17 protein-coding genes are annotated in these 22,719 nt (G+C 32.6%); 3 read left to right on the forward strand and 14 right to left on the reverse strand.

Going from position 1 to position 22,719, the window contains the following annotated elements:
• Window positions 1-199: hypothetical protein (locus GMC_RS18580; RefSeq protein WP_010520428.1), on the reverse strand; the 199-nt coding region annotated here is incomplete at its 3' end.
• A 330-nt stretch (window positions 200-529) separates the two neighbouring features.
• Here GMC_RS18580 and GMC_RS0101280 point away from each other — a divergent pair.
• Window positions 530-1,012 (forward strand): GyrI-like domain-containing protein, encoded by a 483-nt coding sequence (locus GMC_RS0101280; protein ID WP_010520429.1) that lies wholly within the window; start codon window positions 530-532, stop codon window positions 1,010-1,012.
• Window positions 1,013-1,066: 54 nt separating this feature from the next.
• Here the strand turns inward: GMC_RS0101280 and tamL are convergent, their stop codons facing one another.
• From tamL to GMC_RS0101290, 3 genes are read right to left on the reverse strand one after another with little or no spacing between them, the layout of a single operon-like run.
• Complete coding sequence (tamL, locus tag GMC_RS22665) at window positions 1,067-2,476, reverse strand: translocation and assembly module lipoprotein TamL (protein WP_316928948.1); 1,410 nt, start codon at window positions 2,474-2,476, stop codon at window positions 1,067-1,069.
• Window positions 2,461-3,312, reverse strand: a complete 852-nt coding sequence (locus tag GMC_RS22670) for a hypothetical protein (protein ID WP_316928949.1) — start codon at window positions 3,310-3,312, stop codon at window positions 2,461-2,463. Before GMC_RS22670 ends, tamL begins: the two co-directional genes overlap by 16 nt.
• A gap of 39 nt (window positions 3,313-3,351) precedes the next feature.
• On the reverse strand, window positions 3,352-8,412 hold the full coding sequence (locus GMC_RS0101290; protein WP_010520430.1) for a translocation/assembly module TamB domain-containing protein: 5,061 nt from the start codon (window positions 8,410-8,412) through the stop codon (window positions 3,352-3,354).
• 226 nt (window positions 8,413-8,638) lie between these two features.
• Between GMC_RS0101290 and GMC_RS0101295 the strand changes: the two genes are divergently transcribed.
• Window positions 8,639-8,851 carry a hypervirulence associated TUDOR domain-containing protein gene (locus GMC_RS0101295; RefSeq protein ID WP_010520431.1) on the forward strand — a complete coding sequence of 71 codons (213 nt, stop codon included), beginning with the start codon at window positions 8,639-8,641 and terminating at the stop codon, window positions 8,849-8,851.
• Between the two features lie 125 nt (window positions 8,852-8,976).
• Here GMC_RS0101295 and GMC_RS22675 read toward each other — a convergent pair whose 3' ends face one another.
• The 8 genes from GMC_RS22675 to GMC_RS0101325 form a co-directional block, all read right to left on the reverse strand.
• Complete coding sequence (locus GMC_RS22675; protein WP_316928950.1) at window positions 8,977-9,207, reverse strand: potassium transporter TrkG; 231 nt, start codon at window positions 9,205-9,207, stop codon at window positions 8,977-8,979.
• A gap of 3 nt (window positions 9,208-9,210) precedes the next feature.
• Window positions 9,211-9,894 (reverse strand): potassium transporter TrkG, encoded by a 684-nt coding sequence (locus GMC_RS18590; protein ID WP_010520432.1) that lies wholly within the window; start codon window positions 9,892-9,894, stop codon window positions 9,211-9,213.
• A 221-nt stretch (window positions 9,895-10,115) separates the two neighbouring features.
• Window positions 10,116-11,054: a DUF3526 domain-containing protein gene (locus GMC_RS20380; RefSeq protein WP_094766237.1), complete on the reverse strand. Its 939-nt coding sequence runs from the start codon at window positions 11,052-11,054 to the stop codon at window positions 10,116-10,118.
• Window positions 11,048-11,464: a hypothetical protein gene (locus GMC_RS20385; protein ID WP_050813278.1), complete on the reverse strand. Its 417-nt coding sequence runs from the start codon at window positions 11,462-11,464 to the stop codon at window positions 11,048-11,050. The genes GMC_RS20380 and GMC_RS20385 overlap by 7 nt, the downstream gene beginning before the upstream one ends.
• Before the next feature lie 2 nt (window positions 11,465-11,466).
• Window positions 11,467-12,912, reverse strand: a complete 1,446-nt coding sequence (locus GMC_RS0101310) for an ABC transporter permease (protein WP_010520433.1) — start codon at window positions 12,910-12,912, stop codon at window positions 11,467-11,469.
• Window positions 12,913-12,918: 6 nt separating this feature from the next.
• Window positions 12,919-15,417 carry a TonB-dependent receptor gene (locus GMC_RS0101315; RefSeq protein WP_010520434.1) on the reverse strand — a complete coding sequence of 833 codons (2,499 nt, stop codon included), beginning with the start codon at window positions 15,415-15,417 and terminating at the stop codon, window positions 12,919-12,921.
• Between the two features lie 18 nt (window positions 15,418-15,435).
• Window positions 15,436-16,128 carry an ABC transporter ATP-binding protein gene (locus GMC_RS0101320; protein ID WP_010520435.1) on the reverse strand — a complete coding sequence of 231 codons (693 nt, stop codon included), beginning with the start codon at window positions 16,126-16,128 and terminating at the stop codon, window positions 15,436-15,438.
• 206 nt (window positions 16,129-16,334) lie between these two features.
• Window positions 16,335-16,736: a MerC domain-containing protein gene (locus tag GMC_RS0101325; RefSeq protein WP_010520436.1), complete on the reverse strand. Its 402-nt coding sequence runs from the start codon at window positions 16,734-16,736 to the stop codon at window positions 16,335-16,337.
• A gap of 97 nt (window positions 16,737-16,833) precedes the next feature.
• Between GMC_RS0101325 and GMC_RS0101330 the strand changes: the two genes are divergently transcribed.
• Window positions 16,834-17,217, forward strand: coding sequence for a Fur family transcriptional regulator (locus GMC_RS0101330; protein ID WP_010520437.1), 384 nt, complete (start codon window positions 16,834-16,836; stop codon window positions 17,215-17,217).
• Between the two features lie 343 nt (window positions 17,218-17,560).
• On the opposite strand, the gene GMC_RS0101335 is transcribed toward GMC_RS0101330, so the two are convergent.
• Together GMC_RS0101335 and GMC_RS0101340 are read right to left on the reverse strand one after the other, a co-directional pair.
• Window positions 17,561-19,162, reverse strand: a complete 1,602-nt coding sequence (locus GMC_RS0101335; RefSeq protein ID WP_010520438.1) for a SusD/RagB family nutrient-binding outer membrane lipoprotein — start codon at window positions 19,160-19,162, stop codon at window positions 17,561-17,563.
• 9 nt (window positions 19,163-19,171) lie between these two features.
• Window positions 19,172-22,390 carry a SusC/RagA family TonB-linked outer membrane protein gene (locus GMC_RS0101340; protein WP_010520439.1) on the reverse strand — a complete coding sequence of 1,073 codons (3,219 nt, stop codon included), beginning with the start codon at window positions 22,388-22,390 and terminating at the stop codon, window positions 19,172-19,174.
• Window positions 22,391-22,719 lie beyond the last annotated feature (329 nt).

The raw sequence follows: 22,719 nt of genomic DNA on the forward strand, positions 1-22,719 counted from the left end.
ATATTTTTGATGCATAGGTGATAAACTCTTTTTTGGTTTTCATATAATAGGTTTCAAAATCTTTACATTTTTCCATTAATACTTCATGATTGTCTTGATAATATAAATCACATTCGTTACCAATACACTCTAACATGCCACCTATTTTATTATCATGAGTTTTTATTTCTCTTTCAAGTATTTTTGAACGTTCTTTCAAATTTTCCAGCTTTTTTTCCAGACTTGCATGCTCATGGAATAAATCTTCTGTGTAAGGATCAAAAGAAATTGAGTTTAATAAATCGTTATTAATAAAGTTTTTTTTGTACTTAAAAAATCTAATTTAATTTTCCAATCTTTAACGTTTTCATGTATATTTTCTAAACTTAATTCATTGTTAACAGTGCTACTTGCATAATTCGTAATTTTTAGGGATGAATATAAATTTCATACTAAAAACAGGTTCACCTATAAACAATTATTAATAAATTAACATTTTTAACAGCTTAATTGATTATTTTACCTTTACAAATCAGTAATTAATATAAGTTTGAAAATAAAACCTATTGTAAAAATTTTATCTGGAAAGAAATTAATAGGAATTCATGTAAAAATGAATTTGATTTCAAATAAAACAGTTGAACTTTGGCAAAACTTCAGTCCTAACATTAAGAATATCAAAAACAAGATTGATGGTAATAAGATTTCAATGCAAATTTATAATCCAAATTATTTTAAAAGTTTTAGTCCCGCCAATGTATTTACGAAATGGGCTACTGTTGAGGTTTCAAACTTTGATAGCATTCCAAACAATATGAATGAATTTGAATTAACCGAAGGATTATACGCAGTATTTTTATATAAGGGTAATAGTAATGACAATAGTATCTATCATTACATATTTTCGGAATGGATTCCTAATTCACGTTACCAATTAGATGATCGCCCGCATTTTGAAGTTTTAAGTCCTAAATATAAAAACAACGACCCAAAATCTGAAGAGGAAATATGGATTCCTATTACACTTAAATAATTTTTTTAATGCATTTGTTGTTTAGCTTTAATTTACTAAAAGTGGGCCTAAATATTAAAATGGGTAACCAATAGCAAAATTGAGCAGTGGTTGATCAAATTTAACTTGAAAACGTTCGCCTTGAGGTTGACTTGGATCATGAACTGGTATGGCTAAATCAAACCGAACTACAAAACCTTGCACATCAACCCTTAAACCAACACCAGAACCTATTCCGAGTTCACTAATAAAATTTGAAGAAAATTTACCTCCTGGTAGCGACTCATTTTCAATAGAATTCCAAATATTTCCTGCATCTGCAAAAACTGCTCCTTTAAAAAATCCAACGATTGGAAAACGATATTCCAAATTAGCTTCCAACCTGATATTCCCTGTTTGATCAAAAAAAGAACCATTTACATTACCTTCATTATTATAACTCCCTGGTCCCAAGGATCGAATTCGAAATGCTCGCACGCTATACGGTCCCCCTGAAAAAAACTGTTTTGTAAATGGTAAAACTTCAGAATTACCGTAGGCATAGCCATATCCTCCGAATAACCTTACTGCAAGCTTTTCCTGATTACCAAAATTCCAATGATACCTCACATCTGCATCCACTTTAGCATATTGTGCATATTCCAATCCAAGAAATTGATTTCTGCCAGAATCATTTTGGTTTGATCCCCCTAATGCACTTACTGTATTACCTGCAATATCCACAGTAGCATTTACAAAAAATTGATGTTTTCGTTTAGTTGAAAGCATGCCGTTGTGTGTAAAAGAATATGTTAATCCAGCAATAAATTGTTGCTCAAAACTTCGTCTTAAAAAAGGATTTTCATTCAAAATTTCGTCAAACTCATCGGTTGTATTCCCTAAACGTGTGTAATTTATTGAAATTGGATTAATTTCGTGGGTAATATATTTACTTGAATTCCATATGTATCCAAATTTTACGGTTCCTGTTGCCAAACTATATAATTTACTACGACTTAAATAATTAATTCCTAAACCTGTTTTGGTTTTGGGTATGGCATATTTAAAAAAATCAGTATTCACTTTTAAAGGAAATACCAACCTAGGAAACACTAATTCGGTTTTAAGTCCTAACTCGATACTAGACAATCCTGCTTGATCGCCACTACCGGCCTGTACTTCATATCCTAAGCTGGAAGTTAAGGACAAAATTTCACCTCCTTTAAATAAATTTCGATTGCTATAAGTAACTGCTAATCCAGGACCAGCGAAGTTGTTGGACTTTGTTACTGCTTGCAATTCTGCCCTGAACGCCCTTTTGTTTAATGGAGATAACGTAATATTTGCTTTTAAAAATCCTAAGCTATCTGTTGACAAACTATCCACTTCCTTATACTGTACGTTTACAAATTTATAAGCACCTATAGTGGATAGTCTCCGTGCTGTATTTTTAGAATTTTCAGGGTCAAATAATTGCCCTTCCTTAATTGTTAAATAAGGATCCAAATATTTCGGTTTAAAAAAACTTCTTTACTTATATAATTTTTATTGTTAAATCGAATGGTATCTAAATCAAGGGTATCCTTTTCAACCGTGTAATTAGGAAATACGTTTATTTCTGAAATTTTATATGGCTTTATAGCTTTTGATGGCACTCCTTGTTTTAATTTTAAATATAAATCAAAACGTTTGTTGTTATATTGATTGGTATCTGCTTCAAATACCAAAAACTCGGGACTAAAATTATAGTATCCTTTTTTCTTTAAATTTTTATCTATACGTTCACGCTCTAGCTTTAAATTAGCCAGATCAAAACGCATTCCTTTTGAAAATTTAGAAGTTTTTAAATTGTCCTGCATCTCTCTGTAAATTGGAGGCGAAAGCGTATCCAATTGGAAACTTGCCATGGTATACGGCTGCTTGATTTTTACATTAAAATCAGCAAATGCTCTTTTTTCCTTCTCAGTGAAATTAGAAGTTATTTGATTATAGAAAAAGCCTCTGTTTTCCAACCTATTCAACAGTAATTTTTCAATTTGTAATGCAGCAACATCTGACTGATACACTGGCTCCTCTCCCATTTGTTTATTTAGCCATTTTGTAACAAAACTTGATGTTTCTTTTTGAGCTTTATAATAATAATACAATCCAAAATGAGAACCCAAGAATTTATTGTTTGGTTTAGGTTCAATGACATTTAGCAGTACTTCTTTTAATTTCCCTTTACCTTTTATTAAAGTATCCGATTTTATTTTTAGGCGCGCCCCAGTGTATAAACGCTCATTTTCAGGAATGAAACGCGATACACTACATGAAAATGCAGCTAAAGTTAACAGTATCAATAGCACATATTTTTTTATCATTTGTTTCCGGCGTAATTTTTAAGGTTGTTGCTTAGTTTTTTCTGTATTCGCATTTTTTTCTTCAATACTTTCTTTTTCATCTTTTTCATCTTTTTCAGAAGCCTTCTTTTTTTCCTTTCTTAAAATAGCATCCCACAATTCATCAAACTTATTAAACTCCTGAGCAAAAATGAGCGCAATACCGCTTACAATAGTTTGCCCATCAATTACATTTTCAAATTCATTCTTGCGGAAGCCCTTTAAACGGTATCGTCCATTTTTGGTAAGCAAATATTCAAGCGTAACATTTCCTATTAAAGGCGTAGTTTCTCCATTAGTATTTGAACCTTGCAAATCTACCTCACTACCAACACTTACGGTTAGGCGATCATTAAACAATGATTTTTGTGCTGCAATGTCTAATTGCGTCCGGTCTTGCGGGGTGGCACTTTGATAATCCGTATAGCTATTGAGTCCAAAATCTAATTTAAAACCTGTGTCCCCTAATAATTTGTCTGAAAATTGATTTAGCTGATCCGAAACTGCATCGCTCAAATTATTTGTAGCTATGGATGCTGCTCCTCCTCCACTACCATCACTGCCCGGTTCAGGATAAAATCTATTTAACACCAACAATGAAAAAATTTGCTTGTTCAATTCTGATTCTTGCTGATTCAATTGTTGAATTTTACCGTATACTTGTCCGCCAATAGCACCTTGTTCATCCTCGGGCATATCAATATTAAAGGTGAGTTCAGGTTGCGTAATTTGACCATCAATATTTAAATAAACATTAAAGGGTAGTACCTGTCTGAATTTGCCTTTGACTGACGGATCAGCACCTGATGTTTGGGCTGCCATTAAAGATGAAGCTGATGCCTTAACATTATATAATGCCTTTACGTCCAATTTTGCATCAAACGGATTACCAGACCATACCACCCTACTCCCAGGTACTATTTCAAATTTTCGATTGACTAAATTGTATAAGTTTAATTCATAATGTCCTTTGTTTACATCATAAAAACCTGCTAAACTGATACGCCCATTAGGTTTCATTTTCAAATTTAAATCTCCATGTCCTGAAATTTTAAAATTGTCACCCGTGCGTTCATCAATAATAATTTTAGCAGTAGCATACTTGTCAACATCTATTTTCAAATCAATATCAAACCCTTTCAACTTGGCAGTCTCTTGCTCCGTTTGCGTTAAAATAGCATTTGGATTTTCCTTATTTACAAACAATACAATTCCGTCACGTTCCTCAATATTAGCTGTTGATTGTGGTAATATATAGGTAACATTGGTTTCTGGATTTACTGTAACTTTACCCTTTACTATTGGAATATCTAAATCTCCAGTGATTTGAGTATTTACTCCAAAAATGGCTTTACCGTATAAAAAATCGTTATCCTTTTTAACGGCATTTAACACTTGAAAATCTTCTGCTTTTACACTAAGATCAAAAGTTGGATTTGAAAAACTTTTTGTCCCTATTTCACCAGAAACTACCAGCTTATTTTTCTTCTCATCTAACACTGTAAATGAATTTAGCGTAATTCCTTTATTGCTAGCCGTAAGCTTTTCTTGTACAAAAGTGAAACCCGTATTGAATTTTGCTATTGAAAAATAAGCATTGGTAAAATTTAAATTTCCTTTATATTGTGGCTCACTGAGCTTACCATTAATTTTAAAATTTCCTGAAAAATTACCTTTTGCGTTCGTTATTTCACCTTGGGTAAATCCTTCTAACGCTTGCATATTAAACTTATCAAATAACAGATTTAAATTTAATATTGCTCCATTTTGATTGGCTTCATAATTACCGTTGACGCTTAAATTGACTTGCCCTTCTTTAAGTTCTGAACTAAAATTGTAAGTTTTAATATCTTTTGAAGATGCATCCATTGTTAATGTTCCTAAATCAACATCCAACACATTAAATTTCGAAATCTTTAAATCTGCTAAAATACCTGTATCGGTAAAAGGATGTTCAACAACTAAATTTCCATTTAAAGTACCGTGAGCTAATTCAGTTTCAGGATTAAAATAATTTAAAATTTCACTGATTTTAAATTGATTGAATTTTAAAGCAATATGCTCTTTTTTTACATTAGGTAAGTCATTTTTAAAAGCTACTTTTTGGTTGTTATTGGTAAAATTAAAATCTGTAAAAGTCAATTTATTATCAGAAAACACTAATTTGTTGGTAGTGGGTGTGCGCCATTTATGTTTATTTATAATTAAACTTTGTGGATTTACTTTGAGCTCCGTACTGTTCTTTTTAGAATTCACAGTAGCATCAAATTGTATCAGTTTTTCTTTTTCGTGCATTGAAAGCAAACTAAGTTGCATTTTACCATTGTTTTGGCTGCCACTTATACTCGTTTTTTTAATAGCAATTGGTCCCGTGGTAATGGCATTAAATCCCAAATCAAAATCTAAATTTTGGTTACTGGTATTTACATTTAAAGCCAAGCTATCAATTTCACTACCGCTATAATTAATATGGGGTGCTACTACCTCTGCTTTTAATTTATTTAAATTTTCATTAAAATCAAGCATTATTCCTACGGTATCTACATCTTTTAGGTTTATTAAAAAAACTTCGCTCAAAATTGGCGCTTGACTTAAATGACCTTCTAATTTTAATTTTACTGGAGGTGTATAAATAGTATCAACTATTTTATTTGATGTAGTGGTAAAATAACTTTTAAAATGATTTGTGATCGCCTTGGAAAATCCTTGCGGATTTGTGTTTGATAGTAATTTAAGGTCAACAATTTTATTAGTAACACTTAACGCAGTAGTATCGTTTTTAATAAATGCATTTGCCGCTAATTTACCCAACAAATAAGTATGGTTATCATAAACAACTACGCCATCATTTATTTCGGCCGTAGCTTTAAAATCCTCAGGACTCCCATTAAAATCAGCAGTTAATTTTAACCCTGTCCTTATATTTCTTTTAAACAACCCTAAGGCCTCCAAATCGGCTCCAATTACGTTTAAATCAATCTTGGCCTTAGTATTTACAGTATCCAATACCACATCAGATTTCAATTTCAAATTTAAATAGTCGTCTTTGTAATTGGAGGTCAACATCCCGGATCCATCATCTAATTTTCCTTTAATGACCAAGTCTTTGATGGTGTATTTTTTTAATGAAAAAGTATCCACAGTAGCTGTAAAGTCTGCATCCATTTTATTAATTGTTTTGCCTGCACCGCTTCCTTCAATTTTTAAACTTAACGCTCCTAACTGCTCGTTTTTTAATAATTGATCCAGTTGGTACTCCTCAGTACTGAATTTAGCATCAAATTTTAAGGTCTCAGTTATATCTAATGTTCCATCAATTAAAACATTTCCTTGTGTAGTTTTTATTTGGGAGTTGGTGATCACTTGCGCTGTTGTACCTTTCAAATTACCCGTTACAGCAATCTCTTTAGGTAATTGTAATCCAAGACTATCTTTTGGAACAAAATTATAAATATCCTGACTGGATGATATTATTTCAATTTCAGGAAAATCATACTGAAGCTTATCAGGTTCGGTGGCATTCCTTAATTGCCCTTTTACATTGATTGCCGTAGCAGTACCCCAACTAAACTGGGTATCGTCAACCTTAATATCCGACAGCTTCCCTGATACATAAAGCTTTCCTGTAACCATGTGTTTACTTAGTTTAGCCACATATTCATTTTGTTTTAGCTCTGGCTGAAATTTGAAAGCCTCACTAATATCAGCTTGAATTTTGTTTAAACTCAAATTCAAATTTGAATTTTCGGGCTGATTGATAAAATTTTCCAGGCTAGAGTAACTCACTTTGGCACCACCAAAAAGCTGATTGTTATTGAGTTTTAATTTTAGGTTTCCAACATTTATTTGCCTGTTTGTTATAGAAGCAGTTGTAGAAAATTGCTCTAAATTTAGGCCAGAATTCTCCTTGAAACTTAAATTTTGTAATTTAACCTTAGCAAACTCTTCTTTCAAATTCGCTTCTTTAATATTCAGATTAAAGTTAGTGAGTACAACTGCTTGGGGATCAAATGCGTTGGATTTTGGTTGCGCTTGCCCTACAAAATAACTAAAAGCAGTATTTTTAATTTCTAAATTTGTGGCGACAATATCATATTTAGGCCATTCAAATGATGTATTGGTAGTTTCTGTTTCCACCGTTTGCGATTCAACCAAATCCGTTTTCAACAAAAATTTAGAATCAGTAATCTTGAATTTGTCAATAATAAAATAATTATTGTTAAGATCTATTTTGGGTGTTTCTGCCTGTAATTTTGATACTGCTATTTTTGCATTTAGCTTATCCTCAATAGAATTGTAGTGAACATCAATATTATTAAATTCAATAGCTTCAAATGATAAAAAAGGCAACGATGAAATGGAATCCGATGCTTCTTCCTTTTTTAAAATAGGGCTTTGCGTGTATTTAATATTCGAATTTGAAATTTTTAGTTTAGAAGCTCTATAATCCATAGCTTCAATATCTGTTTTTTTCAGATTTAATGCCAATTCTCCTATTGTAAATCGACTATCTATTCCTAATACTGCATCATTAAAAATTATATCGAAATCATTAAAATTTAAATCGCCAATAGAAATTTCTGGCGGTGCTGCAGTGGTATCTTTTTTTGTTTCTTTTACTGACGACTCAGAAGAAACAAACGCATCAATCAAAAACTGAAAATTATATCCGTTAATAGAATCTTTTCTGGTTATATTGGCTTTTAGTCCTTCCCAATCCACGGTATTAATTGCTATGGATTTGCCTGTTATTATTGGCAATAAAGGCACATCAATCTCTAACTTTTCTGAAAATACCAACGTGTCTTTTTTTCTATCTTCAACGTAAAAATCCTCTAGCAAAATATTCCCTCCAAAGGTGACATACAGCTTACTTATAGCTATTTCGGTTTGTGTTTTTTCTTTAAGAAAATTGACTGTTTTATTTACAATTATATTTTGCCCTGAACTGCTTCGAATAAATAAAATTACACACAGTAACAGCACTAAAATAGCCCCAAAAATGTAAGCGCCTATTTTTAGAATTTTATTCCATAATGTATAATTTTTATTTTTATTCAAACTTGATAAATACTAATGATTTGCAGTAACTATAATTTACAAAAGTAATGCTTTAACCTGTATCTGTTGATTAGGTATTACGCATAATGTTAACCTATTTAAAATAATTTTGAACTTCAAAAAAAATGCCATCAAAAAACCTTATGAATACTTTAATAAAAGTATATTTTATGTAAGATTATCACATTGTAATTTTAATTTAATTATTAATTTAATATAAAATAATATGATACGTACAGGAACAGAGGTAAAATGGAAATGGGGAAATGGGGAAGCAAAAGGTAAAGTTGAAGACACTTTTGATGAGTCCATTACCAAAACAATCGATGGTAGCGAAGTTACCAGAAATGGAAGTAGTGACGATAAAGCATTACTCATTGAACATGAGGACGGTGGAAAAGTGCTTAAATTAGAAAGCGAAGTTGAACGTGCTGATTAATCCAAATTGTAACTAAAAAATATAATTTTTAATCCTTGGTTAATTATTGAATGTAAAATTCAATCAGCCCAGCATAAAGTCTCAAACATTGAGGCTTTTTTTATTGGCTAACTAAAGTTAAACGGCTATATCACATGCTTCAGTTGCAATAGCTTTTTTTCTTTTTTTCTAGCAAGTAATGCAAAACCGAAAGTTAATACACCTACGCGGCCTATAAACATTAGAGTATTAATAAGAACTTTCCCTAAATTGGACAAATCTCCAGTGATGCCCCTACTTAATCCAACTGTACCTAAAGCCGAAGCGACTTCAAAAAGAATATTTTCAAATAAAAAGTCTTCCGAAAAAGACAGCAGTGTTCATAAAGCCAGAAGAATAATAAAACCACTGATAACAATTTTAGACGTAAAAGTAAGCTTAGTTGATTTTTTAGTGATTCGATACCACAAATCAGTAAAAACAATAAATCCTAATGAACCTGATATTGCTAAAACTGAAATAATCCAATTTATAAATACATTATCCTGATACCCTACAAAACTGTTATCAAATAAACTAAAACCTGCCGTACAAAATGAAGACACGCTATGAAAAATGATGTACCATATTGCTTTGTAAATTTCCATCCCTTCATTTACAAACGCAATAAAAAAACAAACCGACCCTAAAACCTCCATAATTAATGTAAATACAATAACACTTTTTAGAAAATCATTAATTTTAATGGCTTTAGGTAGCGTAAATTCAACCCCGATTAATTTTTGATGCCAATGCGTAATTTTATTTGTGGTAAATAAAAGGTAGTAGGTAGTTAACGTCATATAACCAATGCCTCCTAATTGAAATAAAAGCATGATTATTAATTGCCCAAAAAAATTATACGACTCAAAAATATTGATAGTAACCAAACCTGTTGTTGATATTACGGAGGTAGAAATAAACAAGTTGTCTAAAAATGAAATATCTACTTTATGAAAAATAGGTACGGACAAAATTAAAAAATCAATAGTTACGTATAACAAAAAGCCTAACACCAAATTCATTTGAGGTGATTAACTTACCTGAAATTTTTGTAACCAAAGCAACCCCTTTTTTATCATAATAAATATTTTGAAATAAGGTACTTTTTGTTTTTAAATTTAAGAATTTTACTTTCTTAAAGAGTACATTATTTTATTGTTTAAGTTCAAATTACTGCTTTTATTATAGCAATAAACACTAAAACAGGCACAATAGGATTAGGAAAAAATTTTAGCAACACTGCTTATTTTACTTTGAAAAAAACTCGTTTGTATAAACCAAAACTTAATAATAAAACAGTTAATATCATCGTAAAAATAATGTTGTTTAACAATTTGTAAGTTGAAGGTTCTTTAAAAAAATCTGATTCATGATTTTCCCAATCAATGGAATCCGTTGATTCATTTTCAAAGATTTTTGGATAAAAAAACAAACGTAAATCTTCATGAAAATTGGTGGTGGCTTTTAAAAATTCAATGTGATTGGTCAAACCCGTTTTTGCAATTTCGTTCATTGACAACTGTACTTGTAGTGGCGGAAAATAGCGCGCTATTTGTTTACTTAACGCCTCACGTTGCGCAATTTTAAGGTACATTGCCTCTCGCTCGTTTTTTGATTGATCATCTCCCATTTGCTGCATAGCATAGTACCATAACCATGAAAAACCTTGCTCTTTAATTCCGTATTTAGCAAACTGCGGGTAATGTGCGTAAAATTTATCCATAGTTTCTTTTTTGTCTGTATCCCAACGTTTATGATACTCGTCCCGCTGTTTAATAGTCATTGTAAATGCTTCCCCAACAGGGTATTTATTTACAATGTAATTATTAATTAAAACAGGAATAAAAACCACCAAAAGCAACCAGCTACTCAACAAAATTATAGCATTAGCGTTAGAGGATTTTCGTAAAAAAATAACGAATATGCATAACGAAAACCAAAATAATAGGTATAAATAACTATTAATTATTATGTATAAAAAATTACTATCCAATGGGATTTGTAATATTACTTTTGCTACCAAAAATAATACTGCTAATACCGCAAAAATAAACACAACACGTACTGAAATCTTTTTAATTAAAAATTGGAATGGAGACTTTCCTTGCATTAAAATCATTTTCCAGGTGCCTTTTTCTATTTCTTCGGACAGTAAATTGAAATTTAGTGCGATAATTACCAAAGGAAATAAAAAACAATCAAAAAACTAACATCAAGATTACCCACTTGTAATTTTGAAGGGTTGACCAAATCGGTATCATACTTTTGCCCTTCTAAATTCAAAATAGTTACATTTTGGATATGCGAATTTAAATCGCTTTGTCCAATTGAAATTCCTGCCAAAGGCTTAACAGGATTTATAAATGAAAATTTAAGGTAATACATAAGCAAACCTATATCATCCTTGTGGTGTCCTACTTGCCTTTCAGTGTGCTTTTGTTGCAGTGTAATGGCTTTGGTAATAGCTTCTTTTTTTTGATCTAAAAATTGCTTTCCTATATAAATACTTAAAACACCCAAAAAAACTAAAATTGCTAAGGACAGTAGCACCGCTTTTGATCTTAAAAATTGTTTGATTAACAGTATATACATTGCTAAATAATTTTAAAACGGTTGGAAAATTGAACCACAATTAACCCAATAAGAAACATCCAAATACCAAGGCTAGCTAATGAAAACCATTGATTTTTAATAATGTTACTTACAGACAAATATTGGTAATTAAACTTAGGAAACGATTTCCAATGTACTTTATCCACTACATTTACTTTGCCCTCACTACTCTTAGCCTTATTGCTGATAAACTTCATTTGCAAGTTATTCATATACTGCGATTGTTTGTACCTGTAAACTTCGGTCTGTTTTAAAAAATCAGCGTAAGTACTAAAATTAGTACCTGAAAAACCCATGGATAAATTTTTAATGGCCAAGTAAGGATTAAAAAGTACAAGCTTATTTGTCAAACTATTCTGCTTTTTATAAGTAGCTATAAGTTCATTATGTTGTTTGTTGTATACCTTAGCAGTTTGCGACTCGCCTTTACTCATCAAATATCCGCTGTAATTAAAAGGAAGTTGCTCAATAGTTGCTACCTTGTTTGCTTTTAAAATTGAGTCCCTCAAGCTATTAAAATAAGGATCGTTTGGATTGTGACTGTCTCCTTTTTTTATAACCTCAGCTTCCACTGCAGCCTTAAATTCCGTTTTTGATAGATTAGGATAAGTAGCATTTCCAAGTGACTGTGCAATTTTTGGTATAATTATAAAAAACAATAACCATATCCCTAATAATGTGAGTAATGCTTTATTTGAATTTTCGCTTAGCGCAGAAACAATAATTGTTGTTGCACATAAAAGCATTAAAAACACTAAATAAACGACAGAAATTAAAAGAGCTCTGGGTATAATTCCACTATGATTGGCATAATTTTCTAGAAACGAAATACTCCACAACGCTAACAATGATGGCAGGAAAAATAGCGCCACTGCGAAAAACAATCCTACTGATTTTCCTAATAACACATCCTTCATAGAAGCTCCTTGCAGGTAAATCATTTTTAAGGTCCCGTTCTCTTTTTCCGTAGTTATTGAAGCATAACCAATAAAAAAAATAATAAGTGGTAAAATTAATTGAAGCAGCATGGCAATACTCAAGTCACCAAAGCGCATTAAGCCAGTAGCTAAACTTGCCTCAGAAAAATTAGCTGTATTTTGTTTATGAGCCTCTAAAAAAATAGCATTTCCAGTATAACTTTCTAATCCCGAATCAAAAATACGCAATGGGTGCTGTTGCCTAAACACAAAGGTACCAAAGTGAGCCATCCGATGCGGATGTTTATCAGGATTGGCTTCCCAGCTTGCTCTCGCTTTTTTTTGATGTTGTGTTACAATTTGCTGATGTTTTTTAAATGAAGTCCATCCATTAAAAGTAACATAAACTAAAACACTTAAAAAAATACCTAAAAGCACTAAAAAGCCTTTTGTGCTCAGTGTTTTTTTAAAGAATTGTTTAGCAATCAATAACACAACATCCTTTTTCATTTCAATCTAAAATTTATAAGTTGCATTTAACAAAATGTTTCTAGGTGCACCTGGACCAAGCCTTGAAGGATTGAGTCCTCCCAACCAATACTTTTTGTTTTCTAAATTATTAAGTTTTATAGCTAGTTGAATTCCAGTATTATTAGGTTTGTAATACAATGCAGCATCAAATACGGTATACTCTGGTAATAACACTCTATCCGCTAGGTAAGTTGGATTGTACCATGTAAATCTTTCATCTACATACTGTGCACCAAAACCAAGTCCAAGTCCTTTAAATATTCCACTCATACAATCATAACGTGCCCAAAAATTAGCATTATTTTTTGGCGCACCACCTATTCGCTGTCCAATAAAATCTTCTATGGAGTCATCTATAATTATGGCATCGTTGTAACCATAAGACGCAGTTATTTGCAAGTTTGGAATTATGTAACCCGCAACATCAATTTCAAAACCTCTACTACCTTGCTCGCCTCTGGTTGTTAAGTTGTCCAAATTAAAAGTATCACCCAATAAAATGTTCTTTTGAGTAATTTCAAAAATGGCCATATTGGCACTCAATTTACCGTTAAAAAAGGAGCTTTTTGCTCCAAATTCTATCAAACTACTTTCTAAAGGATCAAACCTCCCTGGTGACGCTGTCCAAAAGAATCCTTCGGCTGATGGAGACAATGATACTGTATTGGTGTGTGGTTGAAAACCTTCCAAATAAGTAGTGTACACACTTATATCATCTGTTACCTCATAAGTTGCCCCTATTCTGGGGATAAAAGCTTCTTTTTTAAATTTTTGCTCATCTCCTTCATAATCAAAAATATCTTCAAACCACTCGTATCGCAAATTTAATAAAGCTGAAAACTTCCCCAATTTGAAATGGTTCTGAAAATAAACTCCGTCTGATGATGTCAAATTTGCTGGGATTTGTGTTTGAGCTAATACATAATCATTCGTATTTCTTATGCCATTAAATGGATCCGTTAAATTAAAATGAGGTACAGCGGGAACTAACAATCCATCAGCAGTTTGCTGAAAATCATCAGGGTTACTTGTTCCTGGTATAAATCTTTCTAAAGTACCATCATTTAGCAAATATCTTCTTGAAGAGTTTTGTCCACCTACTTTTCTTTCCCAACGAGAACCATCATACCCGATTAAGGCTTTATTGGTAAAATTGTCATTTTTAATGTCGTAATTAAAAAATGCACTTAAATTATCCGTCTCCCAAAACTGTTGTCTTTCTGCATAACGCAACGCTACAAGATCAGGAAGCACTCCCCCGTTAATATCATAAGGCTGGTTAAATGCGTCGATACGATGTTCTTGTAAATCTTCATCCCAGGTTTGTTTCATAAACTGAGCGTTAAAACCAAAACTTTCAGTAAACTTTTTACTAAAACTTGCCATAAACACAATTTCTTTAGTCTTGTAAAAATCATCGATAGCTCCTGGGTTTAACGAAATTGGTGTGCTATTAGGATCGTAATCTTCATCAACTGCATCAAAAATTGGTTGACCTCTATCTAAATTTCCATCGCCAATATTATAAATCATTTCTACATTAAGTGCAGTTTTTTTATTAGGAATATAACTTAATGATGGAGTGACCAAAAAACTAATACTATTAACTACATCTCTAAAGGAATCTGCTTCTTGGTACGCTGCGTTAAAACGATACAGCAGCGTTTTTTCATCATTTAAAGGTCCAGTAAAATCGGCAGTGGCTCTCAACGTTCCAAAGCTTCCGGTAGTTAAAGACACTTCTCTATATTTTTTAGTTAGCGGCTTTTTTGTTACAATATTAACAGTACCTCCTGGGTCTGCGCTTGAAAAAGTTACTGATGAAGGTCCTTTGATTACTTCTACACGTTCCAAATGTGACGTTATAGGCTGAAGAAAATAATATTGACGTGTACGCATTCCATTAAGCACCTGCCCATCATCCCCTTGAGTAATCCCCCTGATATTGTAATGATTGTAAAGCCCTGTAATAGCAACATTACTAACTGTTTTAACAGCATCCGTAAGTTGAAAAGCTTGTCGATCAGCAATCAACTCCTTTGTAACCGTGGCTACTGCCTGGGGTAACTCCTTATTTTTAATAGCTATTTTTGTGGCTGAAAAAGAATAGTCACTTACGTAATCCTGCCGCTTTCTTCCTATTATCTCAACTGATTGTAAAGACTCTAACGACTGTTCCAACAAAATCTTTCCTAAATCAATTGTTTGCTCAGTAGTCAAATCAATTTCTTTTTCAATACTTGTAAAGCCAATGTAGGATATATATAATTTAAAATTTCCTTTATCATTTATCTGCAGTTCAAAACTTCCTTCATCATCTGAGGTAGTTCCTGTTTTTTCACTTCCTTTATCCAAAAGCATTACGTTGGCTAATGCTATAGGCATATTATTTTCGTCAACAATTTTTCCTGTTATTATAGACTGTGCCAAACTTATTTGCGTAACCAAAAAAGCTATAGCTAGTAAGCTATTTCTAAAATTCATTTTAATAGTATTACGTAGTTAAATTGTTTTTATATATAAATCTTGAAGCTCTTGAGCCGTAATTTTAGCTGTTTCAGTAGTATACTTTAAGCTTCCTTCTTTCAATATTCCTATTCGCGAACCAATATTTACTGCATTAAAAATATCATGAGTTGTCATAAAAATTCCAACTCCTTTTACTGCTAATTTTTTACATAAATTGGCAAACTCAACCGAAGCCTTTGGATCAAGTCCAGAAGTGGGTTCGTCCATGAGAATGTATGAAGCTTTTTTAGCTAAAGCTATGGCAATGCCCACTTTTTGACGCATTCCTTTGGAATATGTTGCTATTTTTTTGTTATGTGCTACCGCTTGCAAATTGGCTTGATTCAAAAATGAAACCAGTTCATCTTTGGTATATTTAAATCCTGCTAAACGACTAAAAAAGTCAATATTTTCTATCCCCGAAAAATTATTGTACAACTCTACTATTTCAGGAATATACGCTATAGATGTTCTTATTTGGGGGTTTTCGAGTACCGACGTTTTATTAATTAGCGCCTCACCCGAAGTAGGTTTTAACAAGCCTAAAAAAATGTTTATTGTTGTGGTTTTACCTGCCCCATTTTGTCCCAACAAACAAAATATTTCACCTGGTGCTACAGTAAAACTTAAGTCTTTTAGCGCTATATGCTCTCCGTAACGTTTCTCAAGTTTTTTTGCTTCTAGCATAACCTAATTTTTTAATCTTTATATTTTAGCTACTATATATCTGATCTGATGCAGCTACAAACATTATTAATGCTATAGCGTTGTTAATGACTCATATCTAAAGCGCCAATAAAACCAATAGTTATTGCTGTAAAAGGAAAATTATACTGCTTGTTTTAGAATCCCTTTTCAGAAAAAATTATTGTTCTGATGAAATACATCATTTATTATTCTGAAACACAACATACATTATCCTTACACTTGCAATATTTGCTGTTGTAAACATGAAAAAATATTAAACTCAATGAAGGAAAGTAAATGGCCGCCTCAGGAATTTCCATTACCTCTATTTTTTCATTTAACACAATAACTAATAGTAATGCCCAACTGAACCACAAAACAATTTTTATCCAATTGTTTGTTGTGTTTTTGGTAGTATTATAAATAGCACCCAATGAAATCAACAGAAATACCAAGTCCAACACCGACCACCAAATAGGTTGCGTATGACAGCACTCTAAAAAATGAGCTTGTGCAGCAAACAGAAATGGAGTGGCAAAGCAATGAATCAAACATAATCCGCTTGATAATGCTCCAATAAAATCTGATTTTCGTAATAATAAATTCATGGGGTAGCTATTAACGCAACTTGGTTGCAATATTACTTTGGATTTTATTCAAATGCAACTGAGTTGCAATAAAATTTATGTATATTTATACTTACAAATGGGAATAATTAGGCATACAAAATACGTAAAGGTTTTAGTTGAAGTTTTTAATAAAAAACATCAAGCGATATCAGTTGCTGATTTGGTTAGGAAATTAGAAGGAAAAATGAATAAAACCACAGTTTATCGCATTCTTGATAAACTTATGGAAGATGGTATTGTACATTCATTTATTGGCAAGGATGGTTTAAAATGGTATGCAAAATGCGATGATTGCTCGCATACTACTCATAATGACAATCATCCACATTTTCAGTGTAAGCAATGCGGCGAAGTTATGTGTATGCCTATGGATTTAAATTTGCCTGCTTCCAATAACTATAAAGTTGATTTTGTCAACACCTTAATGGTTGGTGAGTGTCCTAAATGTTCCTTAAAGTAACCTGAGCGTTGGTTTTACTGAATCTTCCAATATGTTTATAAAGCTTCCTCAATCGCTTTTTATAAAGTTCTCATCATCAATTTTCCCCATTCAAAATAGTTCTTTTTACTTAATACCTTCAAAATAAAACAATACCATAACCAAGGCTATGCTTGTGTTTTCGTTATTGTTCAAACAAAAAATTCCAAATTTTCATTTAAGTAATTTAAAATCATAATTAGTATACCTTACATGGATTTATCTTGAGTAAAAAATCAAATAGCCAACTCAATTAATGAGCTGGCTATTCTTTTCAATTTAAATAAATTGAACGTCTAATTTAATTAAACAGCAAAAACAAAAATTAGTTTACATCCCAAAATAATTTACTTTGGACCGTATCGCCTTCGTCCAAATTTTGAACAGCACTAGCTCTATTTTCGCCATTTAGCGTTTGTAATACTTGAGGATACCTTAACCTTGTTGGCAGATCGTTAATGGCTATTCGAGGCTCAAAAGTATAGGTAGCAGAAGTTATATCGGTACTGGATGCAACTTGACTGGGTGATAACATCCCTTGCTCATTAGGTAACAATAAAGTTTTTGGAAATCCAGTTCTACGGTATTCAGCCCAAGCTTCATAGGGTTGCATGTACAAAGCAATGTATTTTTGAGTCATAACAGTTTCTTCTGATGCAGCGGGTAATGTTTCTAAATAATTTGTAATATCAACCTCACTAACTCCCCAGCGTTCCATTGATGCTTTTATACCGTTTTCATATTGCGTTTGATCAAAACCCATATGTTCTGAAATTATAAAAGCAACCTCGGCATACTCCATAAGCGTTTCCCCAAAGTCTCGTCTTAAGACATTGAAGTTTGGAAAAGAGTACGAACTAAAAGGTAGTTTTTGAACAGTTTCATATGCATAAGGAATTCCAATATAATCATCAGGATTACCTTCAGTAACCGAATTCCCTTCTGCGTCAGCTAAAGATTGTGCTCCTATACTAGCAATGGTAGCCTGCACGGGAGAAGCAAATTCGTAAAGCCTAGGGTCCAATCCAAAACCTACACCTCCTTTTAACAGGTTGATAAATGGAGCTGCTACGGCAAAATCGGTTCTGTTGTTAACAAAAAAAGCTATGTATAGAGGTGAGGCCGTATTATCAGCATCCTGATATGGTTGAACTGCATTATCGGCATTTGATGTAAATACTCCTTCGTCAATAGCTTCATCTATAGCAGCTGTAGCAGTATCAGGATTCACGTTTCTCAACCTGTTTGCTACTCTTAAAATAAGTGAATTAGCAAACTTTTTCCATTTTGAAGCATCTCCATTAAAAATGTTATCTCCTGATATAAAAACAGGTTCTCCTAGGACTAATTGATCGGAAGCGGCTCTTAATTCGCTCAATAAATCATTATAAATTATTTCTTGATTTGCAAATTCAGGTAATAATATATTTTCATTTAAAGCGAAAGCTTGAAAACTGGGATTGTCTGAACCAAATGAATAGTAAGGAACATCTCCAAAAGTATCTACTAACTGATGAAAAATATAAGATAGCATAATTCTGCTTACAGCAATTTGGTTTTGGTTATTACCAACGGTAGACATTAAATCTTTGGTAGCTGCATCCTCATTAAGATCTATAATGTTTTTAAAATCGTTACCAATCTTATTCAAAAATTCGTAGTAATTCTGTCCAGAGCTTTCTCTGTAATCATATCGATCTTCATCGGCGTAACTGGTCTGTCCCCAATATTGCATCCACGGAAGTGTTACCCGACCAGAAGCTCCCACATCCCTACTCCGGTCCGTAAGCTCTTTAGTTGCGCTGTTAAAAATGGCATTTGCCAAAACAACGGCTGGTTCGTTTGGATTTGTATTTATTTCCTCAAAATCATTATCGCAATTAAGCATTAAAAATGATATGGCTACTATTTTAATTATATGTTTCATAGGTGTTTTCTAAAATTTTAATTGTACATTAAATCCGTAACTTCTTGTAGATGGCAAAGACCCTCCTTCGGATCCTTGAATGTTCCCACTCCCTGTAGAAGCAACCTCTGGGTCAAAATTATCATTGTCCAAGCCCCAGACAAGCAAATTTCTTCCGAAAAGGGAAAAAGTAACTCCATCCAATGATCCAATCATATCTTTAGGTAAGCTATAACCCAATGATACCTCACGTAACTTCATATAATCTGCTTTAAATACGTTTTGAGCATCGGCTCTTAAAAAATGATCTTGTCCATATTGCTGAGCTGAAATTACTTGGTCATTAGTTTCAGTGTCAGTTACGGTATAATTTCCTGCATCATCAAAAACAACCGTGCCTGTTACACCTTCTAAAATTATTCCTTCTTCTCTTATATTATTAGCCGCAGTTTCTTCTAATATACCCGAATAGTTCCCCCAAATATTGGTCAACGACCTGTAGTGTCCTCCCTTTTGAATGTCAATCAAAAAGCTAAAACTTAAATTTTTGTAATTAAATTCATTTCTGATTCCCATATTATAATCAGGCAAAACACTTCCTAAATTTTCAACATTTCGGCTTTCCATGTATCGCCCATTAGCATCTACTACTCTATTTCCTTCATCGTCAAATATGTAATTTGTCCCTCTTATTTGTCCGTACTTTTCACCTACAACTGCGTTAAGCGTTACTCCATTGAATGGAAAGCGAGCTAACTCCAAAGTTTCAATACCTGGTAATAATTCTTCCAATTTATTTTCATTTTTAGAAAAATTCCAGGTAAGTCCCCACTTAAAATTTTCGTTTTTGATGGGAACTACATTAACTAAAGCCTCAATTCCTTTATTTGATAATTTACCTGCATTAATAAATGTACTAGTAAAGCCTGTTCCTGGATCTAACTCCAAGGGAGTGATTAAATCGAAAGTATTTTCATTGTAATATGTTGCTTCAAATGAAACCCTATTGTTGAATAAGGAAGCCTCTAATCCGACTTCAAAAGATTCTTTTTCTTCAGGAACTAACGCATCATTTCTATCCGCATCTCTTTGGGTGTAACGTATTCCAGAAAAGAATGTTGGTCTACTTGCATACGTATTTACTAACCTATAGGGTGCTGTATCATTACCAACATTAGCAAAAGCTACTCTAATTTTTCCAAAGGACAGCCAATTAGTATTAACAACTTCTGAAAAAGCAAAGCTTAAAGATGCAGATGGAAAAAAGTAACTGTTATTTGCTATTGGCAAGGTCGATGAATAATCGTTTCGACCAGTAACCTCAAGAAAAACCATATCCTTAAATCCAAAAGTTGCTGCACCAAAAATACTATTGACTCTTGCTTCCGTATTTAATTCTGTAACCCGTAAATCGCCAATAGAATTGTTTAAACTGTATAAACCTGGCGTAGCCAATCCCCCCGTAGTATTAGCATCAACTTCTGCCGAAAAGTTATTTCTTCGGTTAACGCCTGCAAATGCAGAAACACTAAAATTTTCATTGAAAAAGGAATCGTCATAATGCACTCTGGCTTCATAATTAGTTTCTCTGGCAGATCGATTTACCTCAACAAAACTGGAAGTTGCTTGAGATCCTACGGCCACGCGTTCCGTAATTTTTAAATTATAAAAATCATTGTAAATACTACCAATGGCAAATAATTTATCATTGATTTGATATTTAACCTTGACATTTCCATACACTCTGTTTCGGCGGTCCGCTGCTGTATTTTGTAGTATTGTCCAATAGGGATTGTCCGAAAATCGAGGCGTAGCATCATTAAATGCAGTCCTGTTCCATGGCCTTTGTACGCCATTTGATAATAAATAATTGCTTAACCTACCGTAATCTAAAGAGGTTTGACCAAATTGATAAAACTTTTGTAGTAAACTATTGTCGCCATAACCCGTCTCTGGTCTGTTAAACCCTTCAGTAATAGTATAATTAACCCCAGCGCTAGCGGTTACCTTATTGGCAATTTTTGAAGACCCATTAAGATTAAACGTAGTTTTAGTCAATTCGGAATTTGGTATAATACCTGTGCTTTTTGTACGTCCCAGTGAAAATCTTACTCCTGCATCAGCATAAGCCTTAGCAAAAGCTACATTTGTATTTGTTGTTACTCCTGTATTGTAAAAAGATTCTGCGTCGTTTTCAGGATACACCCAAGGACGAGGATTTAAAAAATCATCCGCAAATTCGGGATCAAATGCATCCCAATGTAATACTAATCTATTAGGGTCATATCTGGGACCCCAGGATTCATCCGTAGCGTAATCAACAATTTCAAACTGTCTGCCGTTTATTGTTGCTGTATTAAATGAGGATTGCCCAATGGTACTTGGATCACCTGCGCCACCCCCATATAGCTTTTGCACTTTTGGTAACACGTTCACACTTTCAAAAGTAACTCCTGAATTAATAGTAATTGATTCTGCGCCGTCTTTGGCGCTTTTTGTAGTAATTAAAATTACGCCATTAGCTCCTCGAGATCCGTACAATGCCGCAGCTGCACTTCCTTTTAATACGTTCATACTTTCAATGTCATCGGGATTGATATCAAAACTATTATCCCCATAATCTCTACCCCCTCCTCCTGTTTGTGTGGTGGTTAAATTCCTTCTATCATTATTATTATCATTATTTACAGGTACGCCATCTATTACTATCAATGGCCTATTTTCACCTAAAATAGATCCGGCACCACGTAGTAAAATTCGGGTAGAACCTCCTAAGTTTCCTGTTGGGGTGCTAATTTGAAGCCCAGAAACCTTTCCTGATAATGCATTAATTGCATTTGATGGTCTTGTTTCCGTAATTAAATCCCCTTTTACCTCCTGAGTTGAATAACCCAATACCTTTTTTTCTTTTGAAATTCCTAATGCGGTTACCACCACCTCTTGTAAAGACTCAGTATCCACCTGAAGGGAAGTATTAATTTCAGTTTGATTTCCAACCAGTATGGTTTGAGTAATAAAACCAATATAGCTGAATACTAACTCATCGTTTGAAGTTACATCAATGCTATAATTACCGTCAAAATTTGTTACAGTTCCAGAGAAATCTGTTTTTTTGGATATTGTAACACCAGGAAGCGGCATCCCCAAATTATCAGTTACAGTACCGGTAACCGTTTTATTTTGTGCCATTATGCTCTGAAAGACCATAATAAAAATTAGTACTAATTGTTTATTAGTTTTTTTAATCATAATTAGTGGTTTTGTGTTCTAGTTAGCCACAAATAGATTAAAATATCTCGATAAATAAAAGTGTAAAAAATTAACAATCAGTATTTTAACAATTAAAACTAAATGTTAATAAAATTGAAAAAATATTAAAACCGCATAAACAGAATTTAAATTTTATGGAATTGATGATTTTACAGACAATAAGATTGTTAGAACTAATAAAACGATAAAATTTAACTTAAAAATAATATGCTAATCGATAGCCATAAAAACATAAAGTTTAACATTTGATTTCCTTTTTTACTTTATTAAAAAATCAATTAAATTATTTTTAAGTAAAATTTAAATGT

It is taken from the genome of Aquimarina agarivorans, assembly GCF_000218485.1.
Lineage (GTDB): Bacteria > Bacteroidota > Bacteroidia > Flavobacteriales > Flavobacteriaceae > Aquimarina > Aquimarina agarivorans.

Excerpts from the sequence above, each read along its gene's own strand:
- GMC_RS0101295 (WP_010520431.1), top strand. The coding sequence starts at position 8,639 with ATGATACGTACAGGAACAGAGGTAAAATGGAAATGGGGAAATGGGGAA.
- GMC_RS18590 (WP_010520432.1), bottom strand. The coding sequence starts at position 9,894 with ATGAATTTGGTGTTAGGCTTTTTGTTATACGTAACTATTGATTTTTTA.
- GMC_RS20385 (WP_050813278.1), bottom strand. The coding sequence starts at position 11,464 with ATGTATATACTGTTAATCAAACAATTTTTAAGATCAAAAGCGGTGCTA.
- GMC_RS0101310 (WP_010520433.1), bottom strand. The coding sequence starts at position 12,912 with ATGAAAAAGGATGTTGTGTTATTGATTGCTAAACAATTCTTTAAAAAA.
- GMC_RS0101315 (WP_010520434.1), bottom strand. The coding sequence starts at position 15,417 with ATGAATTTTAGAAATAGCTTACTAGCTATAGCTTTTTTGGTTACGCAA.
- GMC_RS0101320 (WP_010520435.1), bottom strand. The coding sequence starts at position 16,128 with ATGCTAGAAGCAAAAAAACTTGAGAAACGTTACGGAGAGCATATAGCG.
- GMC_RS0101325 (WP_010520436.1), bottom strand. The coding sequence starts at position 16,736 with ATGAATTTATTATTACGAAAATCAGATTTTATTGGAGCATTATCAAGC.
- GMC_RS0101330 (WP_010520437.1), top strand. The coding sequence starts at position 16,834 with ATGGGAATAATTAGGCATACAAAATACGTAAAGGTTTTAGTTGAAGTT.
- GMC_RS0101335 (WP_010520438.1), bottom strand. The coding sequence starts at position 19,162 with ATGAAACATATAATTAAAATAGTAGCCATATCATTTTTAATGCTTAAT.
- GMC_RS0101340 (WP_010520439.1), bottom strand. The coding sequence starts at position 22,390 with ATGATTAAAAAAACTAATAAACAATTAGTACTAATTTTTATTATGGTC.